This is a genomic window from Komagataeibacter diospyri, assembly GCF_006538165.1.
Classification (GTDB): domain Bacteria; phylum Pseudomonadota; class Alphaproteobacteria; order Acetobacterales; family Acetobacteraceae; genus Komagataeibacter; species Komagataeibacter diospyri.
The window spans coordinates 146,517-171,938 of the sequence record NZ_BDLU01000032.1 but is presented as its reverse complement, the minus strand read 5'-3'; the positions used below and the strand labels follow the sequence as shown (position 1 = coordinate 171,938).

23 protein-coding genes and 1 tRNA gene are annotated in these 25,422 nt (G+C 62.5%); 16 read left to right on the top strand and 8 right to left on the bottom strand.

Going from position 1 to position 25,422, the window contains the following annotated elements; translation table 11 throughout:
• Positions 1 to 8: 8 nt before the first annotated feature.
• Together MSKU9_RS06760 and def are read right to left on the bottom strand one after the other, a co-directional pair.
• Positions 9 to 632, bottom strand: a complete 624-nt coding sequence (locus MSKU9_RS06760) for a COQ9 family protein (protein WP_141260551.1) — start codon at positions 630 to 632, stop codon at positions 9 to 11.
• Complete coding sequence (gene def, locus MSKU9_RS06755) at positions 629 to 1,159, bottom strand: peptide deformylase (RefSeq protein ID WP_141260550.1); 531 nt, start codon at positions 1,157 to 1,159, stop codon at positions 629 to 631. The genes MSKU9_RS06760 and def overlap by 4 nt, the downstream gene beginning before the upstream one ends.
• 238 nt (positions 1,160 to 1,397) lie before the next feature.
• Between def and rpsU the strand changes: the two genes are divergently transcribed.
• Positions 1,398 to 1,601 carry a 30S ribosomal protein S21 gene (rpsU, locus tag MSKU9_RS06750; protein ID WP_010506446.1) on the top strand — a complete coding sequence of 68 codons (204 nt, stop codon included), beginning with the start codon at positions 1,398 to 1,400 and terminating at the stop codon, positions 1,599 to 1,601.
• A gap of 91 nt (positions 1,602 to 1,692) precedes the next feature.
• Positions 1,693 to 3,087, top strand: coding sequence for a sensor histidine kinase (locus MSKU9_RS06745; RefSeq protein ID WP_141260549.1), 1,395 nt, complete (start codon positions 1,693 to 1,695; stop codon positions 3,085 to 3,087).
• 21 nt (positions 3,088 to 3,108) lie between these two features.
• Here the strand turns inward: MSKU9_RS06745 and MSKU9_RS06740 are convergent, their stop codons facing one another.
• Positions 3,109 to 3,678: an outer membrane protein assembly factor BamE gene (locus tag MSKU9_RS06740; protein WP_141260548.1), complete on the bottom strand. Its 570-nt coding sequence runs from the start codon at positions 3,676 to 3,678 to the stop codon at positions 3,109 to 3,111.
• A 190-nt stretch (positions 3,679 to 3,868) separates the two neighbouring features.
• Here MSKU9_RS06740 and MSKU9_RS06735 point away from each other — a divergent pair, with 190 nt between their 5' ends.
• The 7 genes from MSKU9_RS06735 to MSKU9_RS06705 all read left to right on the top strand — a co-directional run bounded on the left by MSKU9_RS06735 (position 3,869) and on the right by MSKU9_RS06705 (position 8,484).
• Positions 3,869 to 4,399 (top strand): YceD family protein, encoded by a 531-nt coding sequence (locus tag MSKU9_RS06735; protein WP_141260547.1) that lies wholly within the window; start codon positions 3,869 to 3,871, stop codon positions 4,397 to 4,399.
• Positions 4,400 to 4,572: 173 nt separating this feature from the next.
• Complete coding sequence (rpmF, locus tag MSKU9_RS06730; RefSeq protein WP_010506434.1) at positions 4,573 to 4,776, top strand: 50S ribosomal protein L32; 204 nt, start codon at positions 4,573 to 4,575, stop codon at positions 4,774 to 4,776.
• A gap of 168 nt (positions 4,777 to 4,944) precedes the next feature.
• Positions 4,945 to 6,036: a phosphate acyltransferase PlsX gene (gene plsX, locus MSKU9_RS06725; RefSeq protein WP_141260546.1), complete on the top strand. Its 1,092-nt coding sequence runs from the start codon at positions 4,945 to 4,947 to the stop codon at positions 6,034 to 6,036.
• 83 nt (positions 6,037 to 6,119) lie between these two features.
• Complete coding sequence (locus MSKU9_RS06720; protein WP_141260545.1) at positions 6,120 to 7,091, top strand: beta-ketoacyl-ACP synthase III; 972 nt, start codon at positions 6,120 to 6,122, stop codon at positions 7,089 to 7,091.
• A gap of 99 nt (positions 7,092 to 7,190) precedes the next feature.
• Positions 7,191 to 7,514 (top strand): integration host factor subunit alpha, encoded by a 324-nt coding sequence (locus MSKU9_RS06715; protein ID WP_141260544.1) that lies wholly within the window; start codon positions 7,191 to 7,193, stop codon positions 7,512 to 7,514.
• The gene (locus tag MSKU9_RS06710; RefSeq protein WP_141260543.1) at positions 7,511 to 8,326 is read left to right on the top strand and encodes a MerR family transcriptional regulator; all 816 of its coding nucleotides are present in this window, start codon (positions 7,511 to 7,513) and stop codon (positions 8,324 to 8,326) included. The genes MSKU9_RS06715 and MSKU9_RS06710 overlap by 4 nt, the downstream gene beginning before the upstream one ends.
• Positions 8,327 to 8,410: 84 nt before the next feature.
• Positions 8,411 to 8,484 (top strand) — tRNA-Pro (locus tag MSKU9_RS06705).
• A gap of 89 nt (positions 8,485 to 8,573) precedes the next feature.
• Here MSKU9_RS06705 and MSKU9_RS06700 read toward each other — a convergent pair.
• The 3 genes from MSKU9_RS06700 to MSKU9_RS06690 form a co-directional block, all read right to left on the bottom strand.
• On the bottom strand, positions 8,574 to 9,728 hold the full coding sequence (locus MSKU9_RS06700; RefSeq protein WP_141260542.1) for an AI-2E family transporter: 1,155 nt from the start codon (positions 9,726 to 9,728) through the stop codon (positions 8,574 to 8,576).
• Between the two features lie 71 nt (positions 9,729 to 9,799).
• Positions 9,800 to 11,881 (bottom strand): S9 family peptidase, encoded by a 2,082-nt coding sequence (locus MSKU9_RS06695; protein ID WP_141260541.1) that lies wholly within the window; start codon positions 11,879 to 11,881, stop codon positions 9,800 to 9,802.
• A gap of 28 nt (positions 11,882 to 11,909) precedes the next feature.
• Positions 11,910 to 12,761 (bottom strand): NUDIX hydrolase, encoded by an 852-nt coding sequence (locus tag MSKU9_RS06690; protein ID WP_141260540.1) that lies wholly within the window; start codon positions 12,759 to 12,761, stop codon positions 11,910 to 11,912.
• Positions 12,762 to 12,873: 112 nt separating this feature from the next.
• Between MSKU9_RS06690 and MSKU9_RS06685 the strand changes: the two genes are divergently transcribed.
• The 4 genes from MSKU9_RS06685 to fusA all read left to right on the top strand — a co-directional run bounded on the left by MSKU9_RS06685 (position 12,874) and on the right by fusA (position 17,868).
• Entirely contained in the window at positions 12,874 to 14,715 is a 1,842-nt protein-coding gene (locus MSKU9_RS06685; protein WP_141260539.1) for an ABCB family ABC transporter ATP-binding protein/permease, read from the top strand.
• A 99-nt stretch (positions 14,716 to 14,814) separates the two neighbouring features.
• On the top strand, positions 14,815 to 15,081 hold the full coding sequence (locus MSKU9_RS06680; RefSeq protein WP_010512913.1) for a hypothetical protein: 267 nt from the start codon (positions 14,815 to 14,817) through the stop codon (positions 15,079 to 15,081).
• A 182-nt stretch (positions 15,082 to 15,263) separates the two neighbouring features.
• Positions 15,264 to 15,563, top strand: a complete 300-nt coding sequence (rpmB, locus tag MSKU9_RS06675) for a 50S ribosomal protein L28 (RefSeq protein ID WP_010506414.1) — start codon at positions 15,264 to 15,266, stop codon at positions 15,561 to 15,563.
• Between the two features lie 217 nt (positions 15,564 to 15,780).
• On the top strand, positions 15,781 to 17,868 hold the full coding sequence (gene fusA / locus MSKU9_RS06670) for an elongation factor G (RefSeq protein WP_141260538.1): 2,088 nt from the start codon (positions 15,781 to 15,783) through the stop codon (positions 17,866 to 17,868).
• A gap of 346 nt (positions 17,869 to 18,214) precedes the next feature.
• On the opposite strand, the gene MSKU9_RS06665 is transcribed toward fusA, so the two are convergent.
• A complete protein-coding gene (locus MSKU9_RS06665) occupies positions 18,215 to 19,087 on the bottom strand; it encodes an MBL fold metallo-hydrolase (RefSeq protein ID WP_141260537.1) in 873 nt (290 codons plus the stop codon).
• Positions 19,068 to 21,872 carry a phosphoenolpyruvate carboxylase gene (locus MSKU9_RS06660; RefSeq protein WP_141260536.1) on the bottom strand — a complete coding sequence of 935 codons (2,805 nt, stop codon included), beginning with the start codon at positions 21,870 to 21,872 and terminating at the stop codon, positions 19,068 to 19,070. Before MSKU9_RS06660 ends, MSKU9_RS06665 begins: the two co-directional genes overlap by 20 nt.
• Before the next feature lie 153 nt (positions 21,873 to 22,025).
• Here MSKU9_RS06660 and MSKU9_RS06655 point away from each other — a divergent pair, with 153 nt between their 5' ends.
• The 3 genes from MSKU9_RS06655 (at position 22,026) to sufB (ending at position 25,416) form a co-directional block, all read left to right on the top strand.
• On the top strand, positions 22,026 to 23,321 hold the full coding sequence (locus MSKU9_RS06655; RefSeq protein WP_141260535.1) for a DUF445 domain-containing protein: 1,296 nt from the start codon (positions 22,026 to 22,028) through the stop codon (positions 23,319 to 23,321).
• Positions 23,322 to 23,443: 122 nt separating this feature from the next.
• Positions 23,444 to 23,905, top strand: a complete 462-nt coding sequence (locus MSKU9_RS06650) for an SUF system Fe-S cluster assembly regulator (protein WP_141260534.1) — start codon at positions 23,444 to 23,446, stop codon at positions 23,903 to 23,905.
• A gap of 20 nt (positions 23,906 to 23,925) precedes the next feature.
• Complete coding sequence (sufB, locus tag MSKU9_RS06645) at positions 23,926 to 25,416, top strand: Fe-S cluster assembly protein SufB (protein ID WP_141260533.1); 1,491 nt, start codon at positions 23,926 to 23,928, stop codon at positions 25,414 to 25,416.
• Positions 25,417 to 25,422 lie beyond the last annotated feature (6 nt).

Sequence of the window (25,422 nt, the reverse complement as noted above, 5' to 3'; positions counted from 1 at the left end):
GAAACCGGTCAGGCGATGCGGCCGGTCAGGCGGTTGCGCAGGCGGGTGATGCGGCCGACTTCCGACAGGCGGCGATCAAGGAATTCCTCCACCGAGGCGGGGTTGCCCCCACGTGTCAGCCAGAACAGAAGGGTGGAGACATAGACACCACTGAGCGTGATGCGCTTGGTCACATAGGTGAAGCCGGTGGAGGTATCCCCTGCCGCCTGCCATATCGCGTTCACGCTACGCCCCAGCGCGCGGGCAAGGGCGCGGGCATGGGTCGGTACCATCAGCACGGCCAGCGCCTGCCGGATGGCGGCACGGTGCGGGGCGGCATGATCCAGCCTGAACAGAACGGCAGCGCGGATACGGCGGCTGATCTTGCGGCTGCGGAAGCTGTTGGTGGCGGCCAGCATGTCGCGGTCCATGAGGTCGAAACACGACTCGGCCACCTGCGCCATGCCGTCAGGGAACAGCAGATCCGCGTCCTCTCCCACGCATTGTCGCAGCAGGGCCGTCGTCCACGGCTGGCTGCCCGCGCGCGGGTCGGCCAGGAAACGGCGCAGCAGCGCGTCACTTTGCGGTGAATTCTGGAGCGCGGGCGGTTCCAGTGCGGATGTCGCGGCGGCAGCCAGGGCGGAAGGGGTCATGGGCGCTCTCCGTAACGTGCCATTTCGGTATCAAATCCCATCCGGCCAAGGTCGGTCATGCGCATGGGATAGAGGATTCCGTTCAGGTGATCGTATTCATGCTGGAATACATTGGCTAAAAAGCCTGATGCAATGCCGTGGGTTTCCTGCCCGTCCGCATTCAGGCCACGCCAGGCGATGCGGCGGTAACGCGGCACCCAGCCCCGCAGGCCGGGAATGGACAGGCAGCCCTCCATCCGGTCCACCATGTCGTCATCAACCGGTTCCAGCACCGGGTTTATCAGGGCGGCGGGCAGGCGGGGGGGATCGTCCTCGCCCGTGCTGCGGGTTTCGGGCACGCGATAGACGAACAGCCGCAGGCCCTGGTGTATCTGGGGTGCGGCCAGTCCCACGCCGCCCGCATCCAGCATGGTTTCGATCATGTCGGCCACCAGCGTGCGGATTGCGGGGGCCTGCGGGTCGGTGACCGGTTGCGCTGGCTGCAGCAGCACCGGATGGCCCATGCGGGCGATCTTGAGCAGCGTCATGGACACAAAGACCCTTCCTGTTTCGGGGAACATGTATATGACAGCGTTGGCGCGCAAAGCGGAGCACGAAAATCATCTGTCCTGGATGCGGGAATGATTTGTGTTGCCGTGCGCGAGTGTGATATAGGTGCGGCCCGTTTGGGAATCGCACGAAGGGAATGGCCTCGGGCGGACGTTCCCCAAGTTTCAGTTTCATGGATCATCCATACCGGATGGCAGATCAGGAGTTGACGACCCAGTGCAGGTTCTCGTTCGTGACAACAATGTTGATCAGGCCCTCAAGGCCCTCAAGAAGAAAATGCAGCGCGAAGGCATCTTCCGTGAAATGAAGCTGCGTCGTCATTATGAAAAGCCGTCCGAGCGCAAGGCACGCGAGGCTGCCGAAGCCGTGCGCCGCGCCCGCAAGATGGAGCGCAAGCGTCTGGAGCGTGAAGGCTTCTAAGCCGACCGTTATCGGAATATGGGTCTGACCCACAAAAAAACCGGCCCCAGAAGGGAGCCGGTTTTTTTGTGTCCGCAGTCAAGGTAAAGCCATGGATATGGAGTCGCATCCCGGCACCGAACGCATGCCCCCCGTACAGGGCTGGCGCAGGGTGCGTGAACGCCTGATCCGGCGGGTCCTGCCACGGTCGCTGCTGGGGCGTATGCTGCTGATTGGGTTCATTCCGCTGCTGGCCACGCAGGCCATCTCGCTGGAACTGTTTTACGGAAATTACCTGCAGATCGTCTCCCGCCGCCTGTCAGGCGACATGGCTACCACCATCGCCATGACGCTGGACCTTCTGGAACGCTATCCATCACCCGCCGACAGGCAGTGGATACTGGATGATGCCGGGCGGCGCGCCGGCCTGGCCATGACATTGCATGAAGGGGAAAGCCTGGACCGGCGCGGTTCCAACCATGTGCTTGGCCCGATTGACGACGATCTGGTTCGCGACCTGCGGGCGAATGTGCGCTGGCCCAGCTTCGTGGACTGGAAACAGGCGCATCATCGTGTGGTGATCCGTGTGCAGACGCCCAGCGGGGTGCTGCAGGTCGTGACCCTGCGCAAACGGCTGGACGTGGCGCCGGTATGGCTGTTCGTGGCATGGGCGTCGGGCAGCGCGCTGGTGCTGTTCCTGATCGCGGCACTGTTCATGCGCAACCAGGTCCGCGCCATACGCAGGCTGGCGCGCGCGGCGCAACTGTTCGGGCTGGGGCGTGACACCGTGCCCATCATGCCCGAGGGCGCGCAGGAGATCCGCAAGGCGGCCATTGCCTTCAACCGCATGCGTGACCGCATCAACCGCTTTGTGGAGCAGCGCACGACCGTCCTGGCCGGTGTATCGCATGACCTGCGCACGCCATTGACGCGGCTGCGGCTGTCGCTGGCCATGCTTCCGCGTACGGGCACGGTCAACGCAGCGGAACTGCAGCCCGATATTGCCGACATGATCGGCGATATCGTGGAAATGGAGCATATGATCGAAGGCTACCTGTCGTTTGCGCGGGGCGAGGGGGCGGAAAAACCCGTTGTCATCCGCGTGGAAGACCTGTTCGAGGAAATCGTCGTCGCTCTGCGTCGCATGGGCGCGCAGGCCAGTATCGGTTCCATTACGCCCGCAGGGCTGAGCGTGACCGGGCGGGGCAATGCCCTGCGTCGCGTCCTGAATAATGTGGTGGAAAATGCCCGCAGGCATGCCACCCGCATCGAACTGTCAGCCGAACGCGGGCGCAGGGAAGTCATCCTGTATATTGATGATAATGGGTGCGGTGTGGATGAAGCGCGGCGTGAAAGCGTGTTCCGCCCGTTCGAAAGTGGCAAGGAGGGCGGAACCGGCCTGGGCCTTGCGATCGCGCGTGACATCATTCACGCCCATGGCGGCCATATCGGACTGGAAGCCGGGCCGCTGGGTGGTGCGCGGGTCAGGATCGTACTGCCGAAATGACAGGTCCGGCAGGTCAGGACATCAGGGCAGGGAGTTGCCCGACCCGCCATGGCCGGGACCGCCGTTCATGCTGTTCATCGGGCCGGTGCTGCCGCCGTAGGTGCTGCTCATCTGGCTGAGCGGGTTGTAGCGGCCCACATTGCCCAGGATCTGCTGCATGATGTTTATCTTGGTGCCTGGCGTGGGGGTCTTGCCGGGTGCCATGGAGACGTAGCGCGCGTCGTCCTTGTGCAGCGTGCGCATGTTGCGCAGGATGCCGTCCTGGTCAAATGTCAGCACCACCATGTCCTGCTTGCGCACGCGGGGGAAGCTTATGGGAACGATGACCTGCTTCATGGACATGTACAGCCATGTATTGTCATCGAACGTAGCGCGCCCCGTGGGGGAGCCCAGCGCGTCCATCACGTCCGAGCGCGTAGTCTCGCCGATCTTCAGTTTCTTGTAATCATCCTCTTCGACCAGGGAACCACGCTGGATGGTGCTGGGCTTGAACACCGAACATCCCGACAGCGCGATCCCTGCCCCGATGACAGCGCATGAAAACAGGCGTAATGAACGGGAACGGGGCGGGGTGTCCTGTGGTGACCTCATGGTCCGGAAAATATCCTGAAATAAGGGCATGGCGCGAAAACGCGGTTCGTCTTTCCGGTGCCCGATTGGGAAAATGAAGTCAATCACAGATCGCCCCGGCGGTGGAAAAACACGAAAGTCATGGCCATATTTCCACCATGTGGGCATCACGGCGCCGGCCCCGTGAACAGACGCGCAGGAGTAGTACGACATGGATGCAGAATTTTCCCGCCCGCTTGCCGTGGGTCGCATCCCGGCCCGTGGCATGGAAACGGTGGTCGAGGCATCGGATGAGGAATGCCGCAGGCTGGCGCGCCGGTTCGGGATTCCCGGCCTGCGGAACCTGTCCTGCCGCTACCGGCTGGTGCCGGGACAGGATGGGGAAGTGCTGGCCGAAGGCTGGCTGACCGCGCATGTGACACAGGAATGTGTCGTAAGCCTTGAGGCGTTCGAGGACGTGCTGGCGGAATCGTTCACCGTGCGCTGCATCCCGGCGGAACGTTTCCGCGAGGATGACGAGATCGATCCCTTTTCCATCGATGAAATTCCCTATGACCGTGACAGCATCGATCTTGGTGAACTGGCGGCGGAGGAACTTTCGCTGGCGCTGGATCCGTATCCGCACAAGCCCGGATGCGAGATTCCGGCCGAATTCGCGGGCAAGGAAGAGGCGGAACCCGAAGAAACCGTGCGCAGGCAGCCTTTTTCCGCTCTGGCCGAGTTGAAAAAAAAGCAGAACTGACGCAAAGGAAGGGGCAGGTAACGGGGGGCGTGGATTGCACGCCTTGCGCATCATCTCTTGCGCAAGTGCGAATGATCTGTTAGAGCGCCCCCCTCAATTATTGATAACTGACCGGTGTATCGCCACGATGGTGTGCCTGCCGGTTGTGATCCAGATCGGAGGGGCCCAGGCCCATGGCTGTACCCAAGAGAAAAACCTCGCCGTCCCGTCGTGGCATGCGTCGCAGCCACGCGGCACTCAGTGTTCCGGCGCACGCGGAATGCTCCAACTGTGGCGAACTCAAGCGTCCGCATCACGTCTGCAGCCACTGCGGGCATTATGACGGTCGCGAAGTCGCTTCCGCCGGCAAGGCGCTGAAGACGGCGGTCCGCGCCTGATAACAGGGCGCTGCTGGCGTCATTAACCCGGTCAGGGGCGCGGTCTGCATGGGCCGCGCCTATGGGCGTGCCTGGTGGCCGTCCCGTCCGGGCCGCACGGGAAAGGGGGGTGCCAAAGTTGTACTCCCTGATCTTGCGCGTTCCTTTCTTACCCGGCACAAGACGAGCATGAGCGAGACAGGTTCCTCCTTTTCCGAGACTGGGTCCTATACCCTGGCCATAGATGGCATGGGTGGGGATGGTGGTCCGGAAGTTGTAGTGGCCGGACTGGCAATTGCAGCAGACCGACATCCTTCAGCCAGAATCCTTCTGGTAGGGGATGAGGCAAAGTTGTCCGGCCTTCTGAGCCGCCATCCGCGCGCGGCCGATATCTGCACAATCCTTCCGGCCGGTTCGGCAATCCCGATGGACATGAAGCCCACGGCGGCGTTGCGTGTGCGCGATTCCTCCATGCGGCTGGCCATGGATGCGGTGGCCAAGGGTGCGGCACAGGGCGTTGTATCCGCTGGCAACAGCGGGGCGATGCTGGCGCTGGCCAAGATCGTGGTCAAGACACTCCCCGGCATAAGCCGTCCGGCCATGGCGGCACTCAGCCCCACGACACGTGGCGACGTGGTCATGCTTGACCTCGGTGCAAATGTGTCGTGCGACTGGCGTAACCTGGTGGAATTCGCCATCATGGGCGAAGCCTTCGCCAAGGCGGTGCTGGGCCTGCCCGCGCCCACGATCGGCCTGCTGAATGTCGGGTCGGAGGAGCTGAAGGGCGACGAACGCCTGCGTCAGGCGGCCGAAGTGCTGCGTGGCAGCGCGCTGGCCAGACAGTTCCACGGCTTTGTCGAAGGGCACGACATCACGGCAGGTACGACCGACGTGGTGGTGACAGACGGCTTTACTGGCAATGTGGCCCTGAAAACCGGGGAAGGCGCGCTGAAAATGGCGTTTACCCTCCTGCGGCAGGTCTTTACTTCCAGCCTGCTGGGCCGGATCGGCTATCTTCTGGTGCGCCCGGGACTGGAACGGATGAAGGAATGGCTGGATCCACGCCGCTACAATGGCGCGGTGTTTGTCGGCCTGAATGGTGTCGTGGTCAAGTCGCATGGCGGCACGGATGCCGAAGGGTTTGCCGCTGCGGTCGATGTGGCCATGGACATGGTCACGCATCGCTTTACCGACGGCATACGTGACCGCCTTGCGCATATGGAAAAGCTGACATCCGTCAAGGCGGTCCCGGACCAGCAGCAGGCGGTTCCTGCATCCTGACCCTGTAACATCCGGTGTGGCGGGCAGGCTGTCATGGCTGTTCCCACCCGTGCATGTAAGATGAGATTGGTGGAAAAACAGGTATGACGGCGAAACGCTCGCTTCTGTCCGGGTTTGGCGGTTATCTGCCTGAGCGGATCGTTACCAATGACGAGCTGGCATCCCGGCTCGATACATCCGATGAATGGATTCGTGGTCGTACCGGCATTTGCCAGCGTCATATCGCCGGTGAAAATGATACCGCCGTATCCATGGCGGCGCAGGCCGCACGTCGGGCACTGGAATACGCAGGTGCGACGCCGGCTGATGTCGATGCTGTGATCGTCGCGACCAGCACGCCGGACCAGGCATTTCCTTCCACCGCCGTGCGTGTGCAGGCCGAGCTGGGCATGACATCCGGATTCGGATTCGATCTTGCCGCGGCGTGTTCGGGTTTCATCTATGCCCTGTCGATGGCCGATTCGCTGATTCGCAGCGGACAGGCCCGTTCCGCACTGGTGATCGGCAGCGAAGTCTATTCGCGTATCCTTGACTGGTCGGACCGGGGGACATGCGTGCTGTTTGGTGATGGGGCTGGGGCCGTGTTCCTGACCGCCGCCGGGCCACAGGATGGTGATGCCGGCATCCTGTCCACCCACCTGCATTCCGATGGCCAGTACGGTGACCTGCTGTATGTGGATGGCGCCACCGGGCAGCATGATAAACCCGCCCACCTGCGCATGAACGGGCGCGAGGTGTTCCGCCATGCGGTGGGCAAGCTGTCTTCCTCGGTTGATGAGGCGCTGGTGGCCAATAACCTGACACATTCGGATGTGAACTGGCTGGTGCCACACCAGGCCAATCTGCGCATTATCGACGGTGTGGCGCGCAAGCTTGCGCTTCCGGCGGACCGGGTGGTGGTGACGGTGGACCGGCATGCCAATACGTCGGCGGCCTCCATCCCGCTGGCGCTGAATGAAGCGGTCCGGGACGGGCGCATCCGTAAGGGCGATCTGGTGCTGATGGAAGCACTGGGTGGTGGCCTGACATGGGGCTCGGCGCTGGCGCGTCTGTGATGTCGTTTCGGTACCACATTGAAATGGGCGCGCAATAAACCGTCCCTTCATTGAATACATTCAATTGACGATGATGACGCGCATGCATAACGTTTACGCATGAGCACCGTGACGCGCGCCACTCTGGCAGAACAGATATATGATCAGGTCGGGCTGTCCCGCCATGAATCCGCCGATATTCTGGAAGATATTCTGGAACGGATGGCACGGACACTTGAGACCGGCGATACCCTGAAAATAAGCGGGTTTGGCACATTCTCTGTCCGGCAGAAGGGACAGCGTACGGGCCGTAACCCCAAAACAGGCGTGGAAGTTCCGATTCTTCCCCGTTCTGTGCTGGTGTTTCGCCCCAGCCAGCTGCTTCGTGCCCATGTCAATGGACAGTCCGGTGGTGAAATCCCGCCGGAAGGAGACGAGGAATGAGCATGCAGCATGACCCGGCCAGTACCGCGCCCCCCACGCACGACATGACACAGCCGGGCGAGGACAGCCTGCCCATTTATGAAGTCGCGCGTGAACTCGGTCTGGCACAGCATGTCATGCGCATGTGGGAATCCCGCTTTCCGCAACTGCAGCCATTGCGGGGGCAGGTAGGGCGGCGGTACTACCGCCCGCAGGATATTGCCGTGCTGCGGCAGATTGCCGATCTGCTGTATGTCCGCAAGCTGTCAATCGCACAGGCACAGGCCGAAATGGGGCAGGTTGCCCTTGCCTTGGACCCGTCACCTGCAATCGTGGCCACGCCAGCCACGCCAGCCACGCCAGCCACGCCAGCCACGCCAGCCACGCCCGTGGCGGTAGAAGTTCCTGTTGCACACGCTGCGCCTGACGCAACGGTGGCATCGGTTCCTCCGGTGGCGGATGCGCAGGCCGCGGCTGACGAACCGTTTGACACGTCCGCACCGGAACACACGCAACCGGTCGAGGCCGGCACGGTTATCGAACAGGTCACGATTATCGAGGAGACCATACAGGTCACCGATACGACCCCGGCTGTATCCCCGGAATCCCGGTCGGAGGCTCCGGTCACGGACGATGCCCCGACTACCGCAGCAACGGCGCCAGAAGCCATGATACCGCCCGAAGATGAGGTGGTGGATGAGGAAGAAATGCCGCTGGAGCAGATCGTGATGATCGAGCTTGAGCGCCTGCAGGCGGAAAATACCGTGCTGCGAGACAGCCTGCGTGGCGTGCTGGTGGAACTGCAGGCCCTGCGGGAAATGGTGCCGGTCTGATTTATCCGGTTTTTTTCATTTTTGCGCAGATCGTGGCTTGCCGTCCCCCTATTGGCCTGCTACATCCTGCGCATCGCAGACAGGCGGGCAGTAGCGCAGCCTGGTAGCGCATCAGTCTGGGGGACTGGGGGTCGTGGGTTCGAATCCCGCCTGCCCGATATCCCTGTCTGCGATCGAATATTTTGGGCGGATGCCTCGATGAAAGCACCTCTAACAGGGTGCTTTTTTTGTATCTGCTACAAGCGCGCTAGTAACGCGCGCGGCTCCAGTTCAGCCATAGCATGTGCAGCACCGCCATGATGGCCGGCCCGACAAACAGCCCCAGCAGGCTCCAGCTTTCCGCCCCGCCCAGAATGCCCGTCAGCACCCACAGGAAGGGTAGCTGGGTTGAACCGCCGATCAGGGCAGGGCGTACCAGATGGTCCGCCAGCAGGATCACGGCAATGCCAAACAGAATGATGGCAATGGCCGTCAGCACTGCCCCGGTATTGATGACCAGCAGTATGGCGACGGCGCTGATGGCAATCAGGGCGCAGAAAGGGATCATGGCGGCAATGGCCGTTATCACTCCAAACAGGAACGGGTGGGGCGCGCCTGCGACCAGATAGGCAAGGCCCATCAGCATGCCCTCGCCAATACCGACCAGCACCAGTCCGGATACCGACCCATGGACGGATGCGATGATCTGCAACGCAATCCGCTCCCCCCTTTTGCCAAAGGCGCGGCGGGATACGTTAAGGGACTGGCGGATGACCGCATCCCCATCCTTGAGCAGGAAAAACAGCGTCAGTATGGCGAAGGCGAACAGCAGGACGCGGTGCAGCACCTGCGATCCAAGCTGCTGCGTGACCTTTACGCCCTGTCCAATATTCATGGACCCGAGCAGGGCGGAGACATCGGCAGGATTTTTCAGGTGGTCGTTCCACCATGTTTCAACCGTCTGCTGTCCATAGGGCAGGCGGCTGACCCATGGTGGGATGGGAATGCCGGAATGGCGGGCATCATTCAGCAGCCTGAGCACGCTTTCCGCCTCACGCCCCGCTTCCAGCCCGAACAGCGCCAGTGGCCCGAGGAAGATCAGGGCAATGGCCAGCGTGAACAGGACCGGCAGCAGGGTCTGATGCGCGCGTGAATGCCACCGCCTGCGTGCCCGTGCGTATAGTGGCCACGAGGCAATCGCGAATATGCAGCCCCAGATCAGAGATGGCAGGAAACCGCGCACGGTGTACAGCGCCAGCAGGACAAAAAACAGTGCCAGCCCCGCACGCGCCATGCGCTGCGTACGCTGGGTTTCGCTGAATGACCGGAAGGTGCGCATCGTGGATGCAGGATCCATGCGGTGGCCCGGCATGGGGGCACCTGCCTGCTCCTGATCCGCGTTGTAGGGATCCGTCATGGTCATTCCTCTGGAAAACGGGCTGTGTCGATACGGGTGCTGGTGTTAACGGGATCGTTCCAGCAAAGACATTAATCCTATGTCGGGGGCGTCGTTTCAACGGCCCACAGGGCAAAAGCATGAATCAGGGCGGCTTCTTTCAGGGAATCGAAGCGTCCCGTCGCCCCCCGGTGCCCCGCTTCCATATTCGTGCGCAGCATGATGGGTCGGTCCGATCGGTTGTGGTCGCGCAGGCGCGCGACCCATTTCGCCGGTTCCCAGTATGTAACGCGCGGGTCGGTCAGGCCGCCCAGGGCCAGAATGGCGGGGTAGGCGCGCGGGGCCACCTGTTCATACGCGGCGTAGCTTGCGATCAGGTCATAGGCATCTGCATCTTCCAGCGGGTTGCCCCATTCGGGCCATTCCGGTGGGGTCAGGGGCAGTGTGTCATCGGACATGGTATTCAGTTCATCCACGAATGGTACCACCGCCACAATGCCCGCGAACAGGTCGGGCCGCATGTTGGCGATCGCTCCCATCACCATGCCACCTGCCGAACGCCCATCCGCCACGATCCGTCCCGGCGCGCCAAAGCCCGCATCGGTCAGGGAGGTGGCGCAGGCGATGAAGTCGCTGAAGGTACTGGGCTTGTTGCGCCCCCGACCGCCAAGGAACCAGTTCCAGCCCTTTTCCGACCCGCCGCGGACATGGGCAATGGCATAGAACCACCCCCGGTCCACAAGGCTGAGCACGCGGGTGGAAAATACCGGGTCGATGGCATGGCCATAGGACCCGTAACCGTAAAGCAGCAGCGGGGCGGAGCCATCTATGGGCGTGTCATGGCGGCCCAGCACGGTTATGGGTACCTGCTCCCCATCCGGGGCCTGCGCCATAAGCCGCCAGCAGCGGTACTGCGCCGGGTCGTGGCCCGAGGGCACGGATTGCCGCTTGAGCACCCGGTCGGCACGCGTCGTCATGTCCTGCGCATGCCACTGCCGTGGCGTGGTGGGGGACTGGTAGATATAGCGCAGTTCGGTCGTGTCGTATTCGTAACCGCCCGCGAATGTCAGGTCATAGGCCGCTTCATCGGGTTCCAGCGCATGGGTACGGCCCTGCAGGTCACGGATGACGATGCGGGTGTTCGCATCCCGGCGTTCGCGCCATGCGATATGGCCCGACCAGACCATGCAGTCGGTAATGTAGCGCCCGGGTTCATGCCCGATCAGGTCATGCCAGTTTTCACGTCCCGGCGCGCTGTCGGGTGTGGTCATGATCTTGAAATCATATGCGCCGCCGGCATTGGTCAGGATGATGAAATGCTGGCCCTGATGGTACAGTCCGTACATCAGTCCGGGTTGACGGGGTGCGGCGCAGACGGGTGCAGCCTGCGGGTCGTGACCAGGGATCAGCCAGGATTCGGATGTGTCGTGGTTGCCGGTGGAGATGATGATCCATCCGCCTGAACGCGTCGCGTCCACGCCCACGAAGAAACCGGGATCGGGTTCCTCATATACCACCGTATCCGTATCTTCCCCGATACGGCGGCGGTAGACGCGGGCCGGGCGGCCATGTTCGTCCCGCCAGACCCAGAACAGGAACTGGCTGTCGGGCGAGAAAACGAAGGCTCCGCTGCAGTTGTCAACGGGCGGCAGGGCCGTACCGGTCATATCCGCAAGCCTGCGGATGTGGATGCGGTAGATTTCGGAACCCTGGGTATCCTCGGCATAGGCGAACAGGGCATGGTCGGGGCTGTGACTGGCGGTGGCGACGGCGTAATAGTCATGTCCATGGGCTGCCGCGTTGACATCCAGCAGCACCTCTTCCGCCTGCGGCCGGTCGGTGGGATAACGTCTGTAGACAGGGTACTGCGCGCCTGCGTCGTAACCGGTCTGGTAGGAAAACGGCCCGTGGGGCACGGCGGGATAGGTATCGTCAGGCTGGATCCGTCCCTTCATTTCCGCCACAAGCTGCTCCTGCAGGGCCTCCGTTCCCGACAGGACTGATTGCGTATAGGCGTTTTCCGCCCGCAGGTGTACGGCAATGTCAGGGCGCAGCAGGGACGGGTCACGCAGCACGTTCTGCCAGTTGTCGTCCTTCATCCACGCATATTCGTCCTGCCGTGTGCGGCCAAGCTGCGTGATGGTGCGGGGTATCTTGCGGGGAACGGGGGGGAGGGTCATCGCATGGTCCTTGCGCGCGGGCGGTGGATCAGTCGGTTTTCGGGGCGTGCCAGCCGGTCAGGCCATGGCGCAGGCGCTGGCCTTCGGGACTGGTGGGGTCAATCATGCCCGTGCGCAGGAACAGGTCGATCAGCACAAGGTTCACGTTGAACTTGAACTCATCGGTATCACGGACCAGCGCATAGGCTTCCTCCACCGGGATCAGGCGGAATTCCTCCACTTCCCCATCGGCGGGGGTGGGGATGAAATCGATCGGCAGTTCCAGTTCGAAACAGTGCAGCACGTCGCGGCGCAGCCCCTCCGGGCGATCCAGCGCGTAACGGATGTCCGCCGTGGGGCGGGCGTGGGCCACCAGTTCGGGCGGCAGGCTGGCTTCCTCTGCCGCTTCCTTGACCAGCGCCTGTGCCGCCGTGTGCCCCGCCGGGATGCCACCCGCAACCAGATGGTCCAGCTTGCCGGGGTCCAGCCGTTTGGTCATGGACCGCCGGGCGATCCACAGATACAGCCCATCGGGCCGCCGCACCAGGCCATTGAGGTGCACGCCCGCCGCCATCAGGCCAAACAGCGGCAGCGCGCCCCGGTCAATGCGGGCGACCGGCGGTCGGCCCATGTCGGTCCAGACGTCAAACAGTTCATGGTGGGAGCGGTACACCCCCTCGCGTGCCATGGCCCCGCCTATCTGTTCCAGCCGCGCGGGGTCATCCAGGGTGACGCTGTCCCCCGCATGCGTCATGCCATGGCGCAGCAGGACCGGCAGCAGGTCAGGCTGCACCCACCCCGCGGGCTGCGTGCCCAGCCGGAATTCCAGCCGCCCACCGGGCAGCACCGCCGTGTTGCAGGCGGCGATATGACGAAAAAAACCATCGAGGTTACGTGACATGATCCATCCCTGTCCTTCGGGCCATGGCTGGCATACCGGCTGCCCCCGGGGCTGACAATCCTTCGGGCGCGCCGGAATGACAGGGAGATATGGGTTGCAAAACCCGTAACGTATGCCACATGCCGTGCATATGGCTGTTTCCCACAAGACCCGGCAGGACCTGCCGGAACGTTCCGCCGCCGCCACCCTGCGCGGCCTTCTGCCCTATCTGTGGCCCCGCCATGACCTGCGCACCCGGCTGCGCGTGGTGGGGGTATGCATCCTGCTGATCGCGGCCAAGGTCGCCACCATTGGCGTGCCCTATGCCTACAGCCGGGTGATTGACGCCCTGCAGCCCGTAGCAGGGCATGCGGCCATGATGCCGCTGGTGCTGATTGTGGGTTACGGCCTGCTGCGCATGGCGGCGGCGGGGCTGGGGGAACTGCGCGATGCCCTGTTCGCCCCGCTGCGTTACCGTATCAGCCGGATCGCGGCCATGCGCAGCTTCACGCATATGCACCAGCTGTCACTGCGCTTTCACCTCAACCGCCAGTCGGGCGGGGTGACGCGTGCCATTGCGCGCGGGACGGAAGCGATCGAGACCCTGCTGCGTGTGGGTGTGTTCAACGTGGTGCCGACCCTGATCGAGGCACTGATGGTCATTATCGTGATCTGGCGGCTGTTCGACTGGCGGTACGCGGTGGTTATGCTTGTGGCGGTGGCGGCTTACGTGGTGTTCACCATCCAGTTCACGTCATGGCGGATCGGGTTGCGGCGCCAGATGAACGACATCAACAGCGAGGCCAGTTGGAAAGCACTGGACAGCCTGCTGAATTATGAAACGGTCAAATATTTCGGCAACGAGGAACACGAACGCAAACGCTACGAGGACGCCCAGCGGCGTTATGAGGCCGCCGCCATCCGCACCCAGATTTCGCTCAATGGCCTGAATTTCGGGCAGGCCGCGATCATTGCCACCGCCCTGATCGCCGTCATGCTGATGGCCGGGCGGGATGTGGAGGCAGGCCGCATGACGGTGGGGCATTTCGTGCTGGTCAACACTTACCTCATGCAGCTCTACCTGCCGCTGAACTTCCTGGGCAGCGTCTATTCCTCGCTGCGCAATTCGCTGGTGGATCTTGAACACATGTTCGCCCTGATGGATGAACAGGCCGATATCACCGATTCCGCGGACGCGGTCAGCCTGCCCGCGCGCCTGGATGAAGCGCCTGCCGCCGACATCCGTTTCGAGGGCGTGCATTTCAGCTACCGTCCCGACCGCGAGATCCTGCGCGGGGTCAGCTTCCATGTCCCGGCGGGCCACCGGGTGGCCATTGTCGGGCCGACGGGGGCGGGCAAGTCCACCATCAGCCGCCTGCTGTTCCGCTTCTATGATGTGACATCGGGCCGCATCCTGATCGACGGGCATGACATCCGTGACTGTGCGCAGGCGGCCCTGCGCGGGGCCGTGGGCGTCGTGCCGCAGGACACCATCCTGTTCAACGACACGATCGGCTACAACATCGCCTATGGTCGCCTGGGCGCCACGCAGGCGGAGGTGGAGCATGCGGCGAAGCTGGCCTGCATCCATGACTTCATCATGACCCTGCCCGAAGGCTACGCCACGCGGGTGGGTGAACGCGGGCTGAAGCTGTCGGGTGGTGAAAAGCAGCGCGTGGCGATTGCCCGCACCATCCTGAAGAATCCGCGCGTCCTGCTGCTGGATGAGGCGACAAGCGCGCTGGATACCCGCACCGAGCAGGAAATCCAGACCGCGCTGCACACGGTGGCCGCCAACCGCACGACCATCATCATCGCCCACCGCCTGTCCACCATCGTTGATGTGGATGAAATCCTTGTGATGGGGCAGGGGCGGATACTGGAGCGCGGAACCCATCGCGCCCTGCTGGAACGCGGCGGCCTGTATGCCGAAATGTGGGCGATACAGGCCGAGGAGGAAGCCGCCGGGGTTTGACCCGCTCATGCGCGACGGAGGCGCGCGCATGACCGCCCCGCACTGGTCAGCGGTGGCAAGGAAGTACATATCAGGAAGAACGCTAGAAGGAGCCGTGACATGACGGACACGAACAACCAGCCCCCCGAAGGGGACGCCATCCCCCCCGAACTGAGCCATTGCGGCGCGGTGGTGGACAAGGCCATCGAATATATGCTGGGTGAAAACCTGCCGCCGGTGGCCATTGCCTCCGCACTGCTGGGCGGCTCACTGGGGCTTCTGTCGCGCACCATGGGGCGCGAGACCATGCAGGCCATGCTGGAAAACGCGCTGCACAGCGTGCAGGCGGGTGAACTGCACCCCGACCACGATCAGAAGGCAGGCTGAGCCCTCAGGGGAAAAAGTGGGGACGAAATGCCACGCTTTGTCCCCCATGCCGGACAAAAAATGCCGAATCATGCTTATGCATCTTGACTGTTGGCGGTGGTTTGGCGATAAGCCGCGCCTAATCTAGACGATCCTTGCCGGGCATTTATGCCTCGGCTACAGCTATATCCGAGGATGATAAAATGTCTCGCCGCTGCCAGATCACAGGCAAGGGCGTGCTGACGGGCAACAACGTCAGCCACGCCAACAACAAGTCCCGTCGTCGCTTCCTGCCCAACCTGCAGGAAACCTCGCTGCTGTCCGATATTCTCGGCACGGCGGTTCCCATGCGCATGACCACCAACGGCATCCGCACGGTCGAACACAATGGCGGTCTGGACGCGTTCCTGCTGTCCACCCCGAACCGCAAGCTGACGCCGGAAGCCATGACGGTGAAGCGCCGTATCCTGCGCGTTCAGGAAAAAAAGGCCGCTGTGGCCTGATATGCGACCGGGCCGGCCATCACCCTGCAGTGACGGGGTGGCGGTCGGCCCGTCTGTCGTAGATGAAGCCTGACTGAAGTCTGGTGCATTGTTCCGCTGTGCCGGTCTGCGTCGTCCATGTTGAAAAAGACTGAGGGCGGAAGCAGCTTACGGTTCCGGCAGGCGCGAAAGGGAAAGGTTCCCGTTCGCGCCCGTGTTGTCTTGTGGAGGTTCCCCCGTGTCCGCCAAGTCTGATCTGTCCCTGATTCGCAATATCGGTATTACCGCGCACATCGATGCCGGCAAGACCACCACCACCGAGCGTATCCTGTACTACACCGGTGTGTCTCATAAGATCGGTGAGGTGCACGAAGGCAACACCACCACCGACTACATGGCGCAGGAGCGTGAGCGCGGCATCACGATCACCTCGGCTGCCGTGACGTGTGAGTGGGAAGGCCGTCGCATCAACATCATCGACACCCCGGGCCACATTGACTTCAACATCGAAGTCAACCGCTCGCTGCGTGTGCTTGATGGCGCGATCTTCATCATCGAAGGCGTTGCCGGCGTGCAGCCGCAGTCTGAGACCAACTGGCGTCTGGCTGACCGCTACAACGTGCCCCGCATCATCTTCATCAACAAGCTGGACCGTACCGGTGCCGACTTCTACTACGCCTTCAGCACGCTGAAGGAGAAGCTGGACATTGTCGCGATCCCGCTGCAGCTGCCCATCGGCGCCGAAGAAAACTTCGTCGGCGTGGTGGATCTGATCGAGATGCGCGCCATCGTCTGGGAAGGCGGTGAGCTGGGTGCGAAGTTCCATTACGAAGAAATTCCCGCCGACCTGAAGGAAAAGGCCGCCGAAGCGCGCCAGAACCTTCTGGACACCGCGCTGTCGGTTGATGACGCGGCGATGGAAGAATACTTCGACAAGGGCGACGTGGACGTCGCGACGCTGAAGCGCTGCATCAAGAAGGGCACCATCGCTGGTGACTTCCGTCCCGTCCTGTGCGGCACGGCCTTCAAGAACAAGGGTGTCCAGCCGCTGCTCGACGCCGTGATCGACTTCCTGCCCGCGCCGAACGACGTGGAAGGCATCCGTATCGCCCCGCCGGAAGACGAGGAAGTGGACGAGAACAAGCTGCCGATCATCCCGGTTGACCCGGATGGCAAGTTTGCTGGTCTCGCATTCAAGATCATCAACGACAAATACGGCACGCTGACCTTCGTGCGCGTCTATCGTGGCGTGCTGAAGACCGGTGATACCGTGCTGAACACGACCAAGGGTCACAAGGAGCGTATCGGCCGCATCTACCAGATGCATGCTGACAAGCGCGAGGAACTGTCCGAAGTCCACGCAGGCGACATTGCCGCCTTTGTCGGCCTGAAGGACAGCCAGACCGGCGACACGCTGGCCGATCCGGCCGATCCCGTGGTGCTGGAACGCATGAGCTTCCCGATCCCCGTCATCGATATCTCCGTCGAACCGAAGACGAAGGACGGCGTGGAAAAGATGACGCTGGCGCTGCAGAAGCTGTCCGGTGAAGATCCCTCCCTGCGCCTGAAGACCGATCAGGAAACGGGCCAGACCATCCTGTCGGGCATGGGTGAACTGCACCTCGACATCATCATCGACCGCCTGCGTCGTGAATATGGCGTGGACGCGAACATCGGCGCGCCGCAGGTTGCGTATCGTGAAACGATCACCAAGGCGCATACCGAAACCTATACCCACAAGAAGCAGTCGGGTGGTTCGGGCCAGTTCGCGGAAGTGAAGATCGAGTTCGCGCCGGTTGAGCGTAACGAAGGCATCTCCTTCGAGAACAAGGTCGTCGGCGGCACCGTGCCGAAGGAATACATCCCGGCGGTGGACAAGGGCATCCAGGCGCAGGCCACGACCGGCGTGCTGGCCGGGTTCCCCACCGTGGACTTCAAGTTCACGCTGCTGGACGGCAAATACCATGATGTCGACTCCTCGGCACTGGCGTTCGAAATCGCGGCCAAGGCCTGCTTCCGTGAAGGCATGAAGAAGGCCGGTCCGGTTATTCTTGAGCCGATCATGGACGTGGAAGTGACCACCCCGAACGATCATGTTGGTGACGTGGTGGGTGACCTTAACCGTCGCCGTGGCATGATCCAGAGTCAGGAAACCGCTGGTTCCACCGTCATGGTCCGCGCGGCCGTGCCGCTGAAGGAAATGTTCGGCTACATTTCGCACCTGCGTTCGATGACCAAGGGCCGTGCATCCTTCACGATGCAGTTCCATCATTACGATCCGGTGCCCCGCAACGTTGCGGAAGAGATCATGGCGCAGTCTGCCTGATCTTTCTCGAAAGAGAGCATCAAAAGAAACCGGCTCCCGAAAGGGGCCGGTTTTTTTGTATCATGAGGCGGCCGATTGAATGGCAGCCGGGTAAAATCATGTAGACAGGTGGTCTGTACTCAGGATTACGGCAGGGAAAGGATAGCTTCGCCTGCTTCTGTAATGAAATATCTGAACCGTCCAGAATAGCCGCATGTCACATGATATGATGACACCCTTTGAAAGCATACTTGCTGCAAGGGGTATGCTGGATTGAGGTGCTTGATGTCTTCCGGTTATCAAGCACGCATGAAAATATATTCCGTCGTGGTAAAATAAATCCGTGACGCGATGGTGGATAACGCCATCAGGGCATGGTCTTCGCCCATTGATCCCCATCCAGAATCACGTGACCATCATGTGCCAGCTTTTCCAGGTGGGCATGAAGGTTCAGCCGGGCTGCGCGGCGCAGGCCGGGGCGCAGGTTGTGGTACATGCTGTCCACGATTTCATCCAGCGTGCGGGGTTCAGGCGGCAGCAGCGCCAGAATGCTGTCCTCACGTGCGCGGCGGTGGGCGACCAGTCCCTCGATACAGGCTTTCACATGCGGTATGGCCGGGCCGTGCGCGGGTAACAGCAGGTGGCTGTCGCGTCGCAGCAGGTAGTCCATGCTGTCCAGAAACTGCTGGACCGATCCATGCGGGGCAGGGGGCACCATGGTGGTGGACCAGCCCATGACATGATCGCCGGTGAAGATGATGCCATCCGGCGTTTCAAGACAGATATGGTCGCTGGCATGGCCCGGTGTGTACAGCACCCGCAGCCCCGCGATTTCATCTCCGTCGCGCAATCCGATATCGGGGATGAAGTCGGCTTCTGCACTGGCATGAAAACCGCAGACCGGAATGCCCAGCCGTGTTCCAAGCGGGCGGGCGCCAGCCAGGTGGTCCGCATGGGTATGGGTCAGGATGATATGGGTAACTGGCAGGTTGCCCGCAGCCATGACCAGTGCGTCAAGATGGGCGGGATCGGTGCTGCCGGGGTCAATGATCACGCAGCCCCCATCATGGTCCGCCAGCCAGCTATTGGTGCCGTTGCCGGTCATGGGACCGGGATTGTTCGCCACCACGCGCCGTATGGCAGGGGTCTGTGGCAACGCCACGCCATAGGGCGGTGGCGGTTCGCTGATCCGCCACCCGTTGCGTGATGTTTTTGGGGAATTAGCCAAAGGCGCCGACATGGTGCATCACCCCGGTGCTGATTTCGCGCACCATCTGGAACAGGCGCTGCATCGGTTCGAAAATCTCGGTGTATTCGCGGTGATAGGTACCTTCCTGTCGGGGACCGTGCGGTTCATGGAAATCAAGATCGAAACTGCCATCCGAACGGTAGGGGAATATCTGTTCCAGTTCCGCCAGGACACCGGGGATTTCAAGGCACAATACCTTCAGCGTCAGTACATCGCGCGAAAACGCATGGCGGGGCGAGAAATAGGGTATCTGTGTGGACAGCAGCCAGATCTGTTCAATGATCGCGATGCGGATGGCATGCAGCAGCAGTTCATCGGGCCGCATGCGCGGGGCGTCAGGCCATGCGCGCCGCAGGGCGAGGTGATCGGACTGTATGCGCCGGAACATGGCCTGCGTGCTGGCCCAGAAATCCAGGTTTTCCAGTCCGTGCATAAGCGACAGGCAGGCTTCCTGCCGTGCCGGGTCTTTCTGCGCCGTGGCGCGTTCCAGCCACATATCTGGGTCCAGCAGGCGGATGACGCCGCGCAGCACGCCGTGGTCTGAATGGGCCAGCGCGTGGGCCGCGAAATCCATGGCGCGGCGGAACCGGGGGCTTTCCGCCAGGTATTTCTCGAACGTTTCGGGGTGGCGGGCCGCCGCCGTGCCCAGTCCCTGCAATGTATTCGCGCACCATGCCAGCTGCTGCAGGATGGCGTTGTTGGGAATGGCGCGCAGCTGGCTGGGGTGCTTGATGCGGGTCACGGTCGATGCCGCGTCGCTCTGCCGCGCGGACGGGCGCGACCCGGTCTTGTCAATCAGCGACGGGCCAAACGCGCCCAGCAGGGCGGCATAGCCGGGATCTTCCACCAGCCCGGTCATGCCATTGGCGATGGTGGCGAAGAAATCGGCCGAGAAATCGGGTTCATCATATACCGGGTCACGGTCCAGCGTGGTGGTGGCGAAGGCATGTTCGGCAATGATGCTGACGGTTGCATCCGCCAGAGCCTGCGTGCCGAACAGAAGATAGCCGTCACCACCCTGAAACGCGGTTTCCTCACGCATCTGAATCCCCGCGCGTGCAAAGCGGGCGCGCGCATGCGGCGGGGACAGGTAATCGAAGCGGTCCGCCAGCCGGTAGGGGTGCGCGCCACGGCCAATGCTTTCGCCATGCGTGTCGAACAGGATGACCTCGACACAGGCCAGATCCCATTTGCGCAGCAGGTCGCATACCTTGATGCGCAGCCGTTCGATCAGGTAGGTCGCGGCCAGCTGACCCACGTAACGCCCGGAGTCGGAAAAGCCGAACTGCAGGCTGAGCTTGCGCGTGCGCTGCAGGTAGGCGCGCCAGTGGGGGGAGCGCAGGGCTTCCTCGATGATCTGTTCGCCGTTTTCCAGCGCTTCCTGCGTCTCGAACAGGGGCGAGATCTCGATCATGTCCTCCACCCCATACAGCCGCGCCAGCCACAGCGCGGTCAGCAGGGTGTAGCCGGTCTCGGTCTCGGCGATCAGGAAGCGAATGGGGCTGGTGCGGTCGATATGGCGCAGGATCTGGCGCACCGTCATCATCAGCCGCCCCGCGCTGGCCTGTTCCATCAGCAGCGATCCGAAATCAATATCGACCGGCTGGACTGCTTCCAGCGCATCGTTCATGCGGCTGATCAGCGCGCGCCGCTGGGCCGGGACATCCGGGCTGTCGGTAATGCCCAGGCGCTGGCGGGCGATGTTGTGCAACTGTGTCGCGTTCAGGCGCGTATGCGTATGCGCCGCCGACAGGCCATGCGCCATGAAACCCGCGCGTGCTACCGCCAGCGTCATCCTGTCTTCGGGTGTCGCAGCGTCGATCGCCTCGCTGAAGGCGGCGTTCAGGTCGTTGGTGCTGGTCAGCGCGTCGGTGCTGCGGGTAATCAGCGCATCGGCAAAACGCGATACCGCTTCAGGTTCCGGCCCGGTGGGGCAGGCGGCGATCTGTGCCGCCACGGTTTCCAGCGCGGTCTGGACGCGCGGCAGCAGGTCGTTGGCGCAACTGGTTACGGGGGTGATCTGGTCATGCAGGCGGGCAAGCTGCATCTGCTTCATGCGCAGCCGCAGGCGCAGCGTGTCCCACCAGCCGATATCGGTCCGGCCATCGGTGTCATAGCCGACCCAGCTGGTCATGATGATGGGGCGCGGTGCCAGCGTGCACCATAACTGTGGCCAGTGGGTCCGCGCTTCTGACAGCAGGATAGCGTTCAGCCGGTCCAGTGCGTCGCGCCCGCGCATGATGGCCTGCGTCGCCAGCGTGAACTCCTCATCCAGCGTGGGCGGTCCCACGCGGCGGTGGGTCAGGAAGGCCGGGACATGCGCCGGAGCCTCGGCCGGATTGGTGGAGGCGAGGTCCGCCAGCGCCTCGTAAACCGGGTTGGCCAGCGCGAATGTGGGATGGGCGGTAAATACGGCGGCAAAGCGGCTGCGTTCGATGGCGGCGCGGAAACGCGCGATGGGTACGGGACTGTCATCGGGGTCCGGCTGTACGATGCGGCGGGCGACGTCACGCATGCGCGTCGCCACCACCGTGTCGTCGGGACCATCCAGATAGGCGGCGATATGGTGCGCCCGCCCGGCAAAGGCCCGGTCACGCAGCAGGCGCACGATTTCCTCCACCGTTTCCATCGACAGGGGGCCACTGCCCATCTGGCGGCCGATCTGGCGCGCCAGTACCATGACCGGGCTGCCGGTTGCAGTCTCGTCATGGCTGGCAATCAGTCGCTCCGCCTGTTGCAGCAGGTCGGAGACAGTCCGCGCGGCGGCTTCGGTCATCGTGTTGTCCTGTCATGAAAAATCGTCATGGTTTTTTCAAATCCCATGTTCGGCGACGGCCCGCAATGTCCACCATGGCATATTCACGCCTATTTGGCGCGTTACACCGAGTGTTGCTTGGGCTGGAGTGGAGACAATGGTATCAAGGACTTCATGAACGCTATTCCACAAACGGATCAGGACGCGCGGCGCACGCTGCTGCGTTACAAACGGTCTGCGACCGGCCTGCTGGCGGCCATGGCGGGGCTGACGGTAGCGGGGTACGCCCTGCCGCAGATGGGCTGGCTGGCGGATCGTCCGTGGCTGGAAATCCTGCGATCGGGCACCAAGGCCGGGGTCGTGGGGGGACTGGCTGACTGGTTTGCCGTGACCGCGCTGTTCCGCAGGCCCATGGGGCTGCCGATTCCGCATACCGCCATCCTGCCCGCGCAGAAGGAACGGCTGGCGCAGGCGCTGGGGCGGTTCGTTTCAACAAACGTGTTCACCGAGCATGAAGTCGAGGCCGCGTTCAACCGCATCGACCTGCCGTCCATCATCGGCAACATATTGCAGGAGCCGGAAACGGCGGCCATGGTCAACCGCGCGGTGCTGGGGTCCGTGCCGCACGTGCTGGACCGGCTGGAGGACGGACGGGCGAGTTCCGCCATCGCCCGCCTGCTGCCGACTCTGCTGGGGGGGGAGGAAATCGCCCCTGTCGTGACCCGCAGCCTGCGCGCGATGGTGGAAGGGGACTGCCACCAGGAAGTGCTGTCGTTTCTGCTGTCGCGACTGAAGGAAGGCATCAAGGCCAAGGAACCGGCCCTGCGCATGATGATCGAGGAACGCGTGCGCGAACAGGGCGGCCGCGTGCTGGGCTGGGCCATTGGCGGTTCGATCGCGACCAAGGTGCTGCTGGCCGCGGGGCAGGAGCTGGACCGGATCGACCCGCAGAATTCAGAATTGCGTGAGGGGTTCACCACATGGGTCCGTGCCGAAATCGACCGGATCGAGCAGGACCCGGTACGTCGGCGCGAAATCACGGATGCCGTGATGGGCGTGCTGACGCATGACAGCGTGCGCGGCTGGAGCAGTGACGTATGGCGCCGCCTGCGTCGCCTGATCGAAGAAGACATGGACAAGGGGGATACCGGATGGCTGTCCTCCATTGTGCGTGACGCACTGCAGCGCCTGGCGGAACAGATGTATCATGACGCCACCATGCGCAAGCGGATCAATGACGGCGCGCGTGGCATGATCATGGGCAGCCTGCCGTTCCTGCGGGACCGGATGTCGCGGTTTATTTACTCGGTCGTCAATGGATGGGATGCGGAGAGCCTGAGTGACCGCCTTGAACTGCGGGTAGGCAAGGATCTGCAGTATATCCGGCTGAATGGCACGCTGGTCGGCTTTCTGGCCGGGTGCGGGCTGTCCGTGCTATTACAGCTGATATTCGGAACCGGGATCGGGTAGGGCAGGGCCGTATGCAACGATTGGACTTGACGACGCGTGGCTGGTAGCCCATCTGAAACTTCAGGAAACAGTACTGTTTCGGTCCAATTATGCGCGGAGACCGGAACAGGCGGGAGAGCGGAATGCTGAAACTGTCGAAACTGACCGATTATGCCGTCGTGGCTCTGGTCCGGCTGGGACAGAAGGACGAGGTCACGACCTCGCCTGTCCTGTCGCGTTCGACCGGCATTCCCGAACCCACCGTGGCCAAGGTGCTCAAGATACTCGCGACACAGGGCATCGTGACATCACAGCGCGGCGCGCGCGGCGGCTACAGGCTGGCCCGTCCGCTGGAGGAAATATCGATCGCGGCCGTGATCCAGGCGATCGATGGCCCCATATCGCTGACGACATGCGTGGATGGCGGGGATTGCGACGCCCGGTCCACCTGTGGCCTGGGCGGTCAGTGGGACATGGTCAACGCCGCCATTCGCAACGCCCTGTCCGCCATTACGCTGGCGGACATGAAAAACCACACAGTCATTGACAGACTGGACGGCCTGCGCCCGCCGTCCATGCCCGGCGGGCCCGCAGCCACGGCCTGAAACAGGGGGAGGAAAGACACATGCCGGCAGTAGCCGAAACCCGCAAGACGGTCGAAACCCTGGGGCAGAACACCTATAAATGGGGGTTCGAGACCGATATCGAAATGGATATCGCCCCCAAGGGCCTGAACGAGGACACGATCCGCCTGATCTCCAGTCGCAAGAAGGAGCCGGAATGGCTGCTGGAATGGCGGCTGAAGGCCTACAGGTCGTGGCTGGAGATGCGCGAACCCACATGGGCCAAGGTCAATCATCCGCCCATCGATTACCAGGATGTGCATTACTACGCCGCCCCGCGCAGGAAGCCCGGTCCCAAGTCGCTGGATGAGGTCGATCCCGAACTGCTGCGCACCTATGAAAAGCTGGGCATCCCGCTGCATGAACAGGCGATGCTGGCTGGCGTGGAAGTGCCCGAAGGGCAGGAAGCGCGCGCGCCCATCGCGGTTGACGCCGTGTTCGACAGCGTGTCCGTCGCCACTACTTTCCGCAAGACGTTGCAGGAAGCGGGCGTGATCTTCTGCCCCATTTCCGAAGCGGTGCAGGAACATCCCGAACTGGTGCGCAGATACCTGGGCAGCGTCGTGCCGGTTACGGACAATTTCTATGCCGCCCTGAACGCCGCCGTGTTTACCGACGGCTCCTTCGTGTTCGTGCCCAAAGGCGTGCGCTGCCCGATGGAACTGTCCACCTATTTCCGCATCAATGCGCGTAATACCGGGCAGTTCGAACGCACCCTGATCGTGGTGGAAGATGGCGCGTCCGTCTCCTACCTCGAAGGGTGCACGGCGCCCATGCGCGACGAAAACCAGCTTCATGCCGCCGTGGTCGAGCTGGTGGCGATGGAAGATGCGTCGATCAAGTATTCCACCGTGCAGAACTGGTATCCTGGTGATGAGAACGGCAAGGGTGGCATCTACAACTTCGTGACCAAGCGTGGCGCATGCCGTGGCGCGCGGTCGAAGATTTCATGGACGCAGGTGGAAACCGGGTCGGCCATCACGTGGAAATACCCGTCGTGCATCCTGCAGGGTGAGGGATCGGTGGGCGAATTCTATTCCGTTGCCGTCACCAACAATCACCAGCAGGCCGATACCGGCACCAAGATGATCCATATCGGGCGCAACACGCGTTCGACCATCATCGCCAAGACCATCAGCGCGGGTCAGTCCGACAGTACCTATCGCGGGCTGGTGCGCATGATGCCCAAGGCATCGGGCAGCCGCAACTTCACCCAGTGCGACAGCCTGCTGATCGGTGACCGTTGCGGGGCGCATACCGTGCCCTATATCGAAAGCCGCAACATGTCCGCACGTGTGGAGCATGAGGCGACGACATCCAAGATATCGGAAGACCAGCTGTTCTACTGCCGCCAGCGTGGCCTGTCGGAAGAAGACGCGGTGGGCCTGATCGTGAACGGGTTCTGCAAGGACGTTCTGAAGGAACTGCCGATGGAATTCGCGGTGGAAGCGCAGAAGCTTCTGCAGATCAGCCTAGAAGGCAGCGTGGGCTAACAGGGA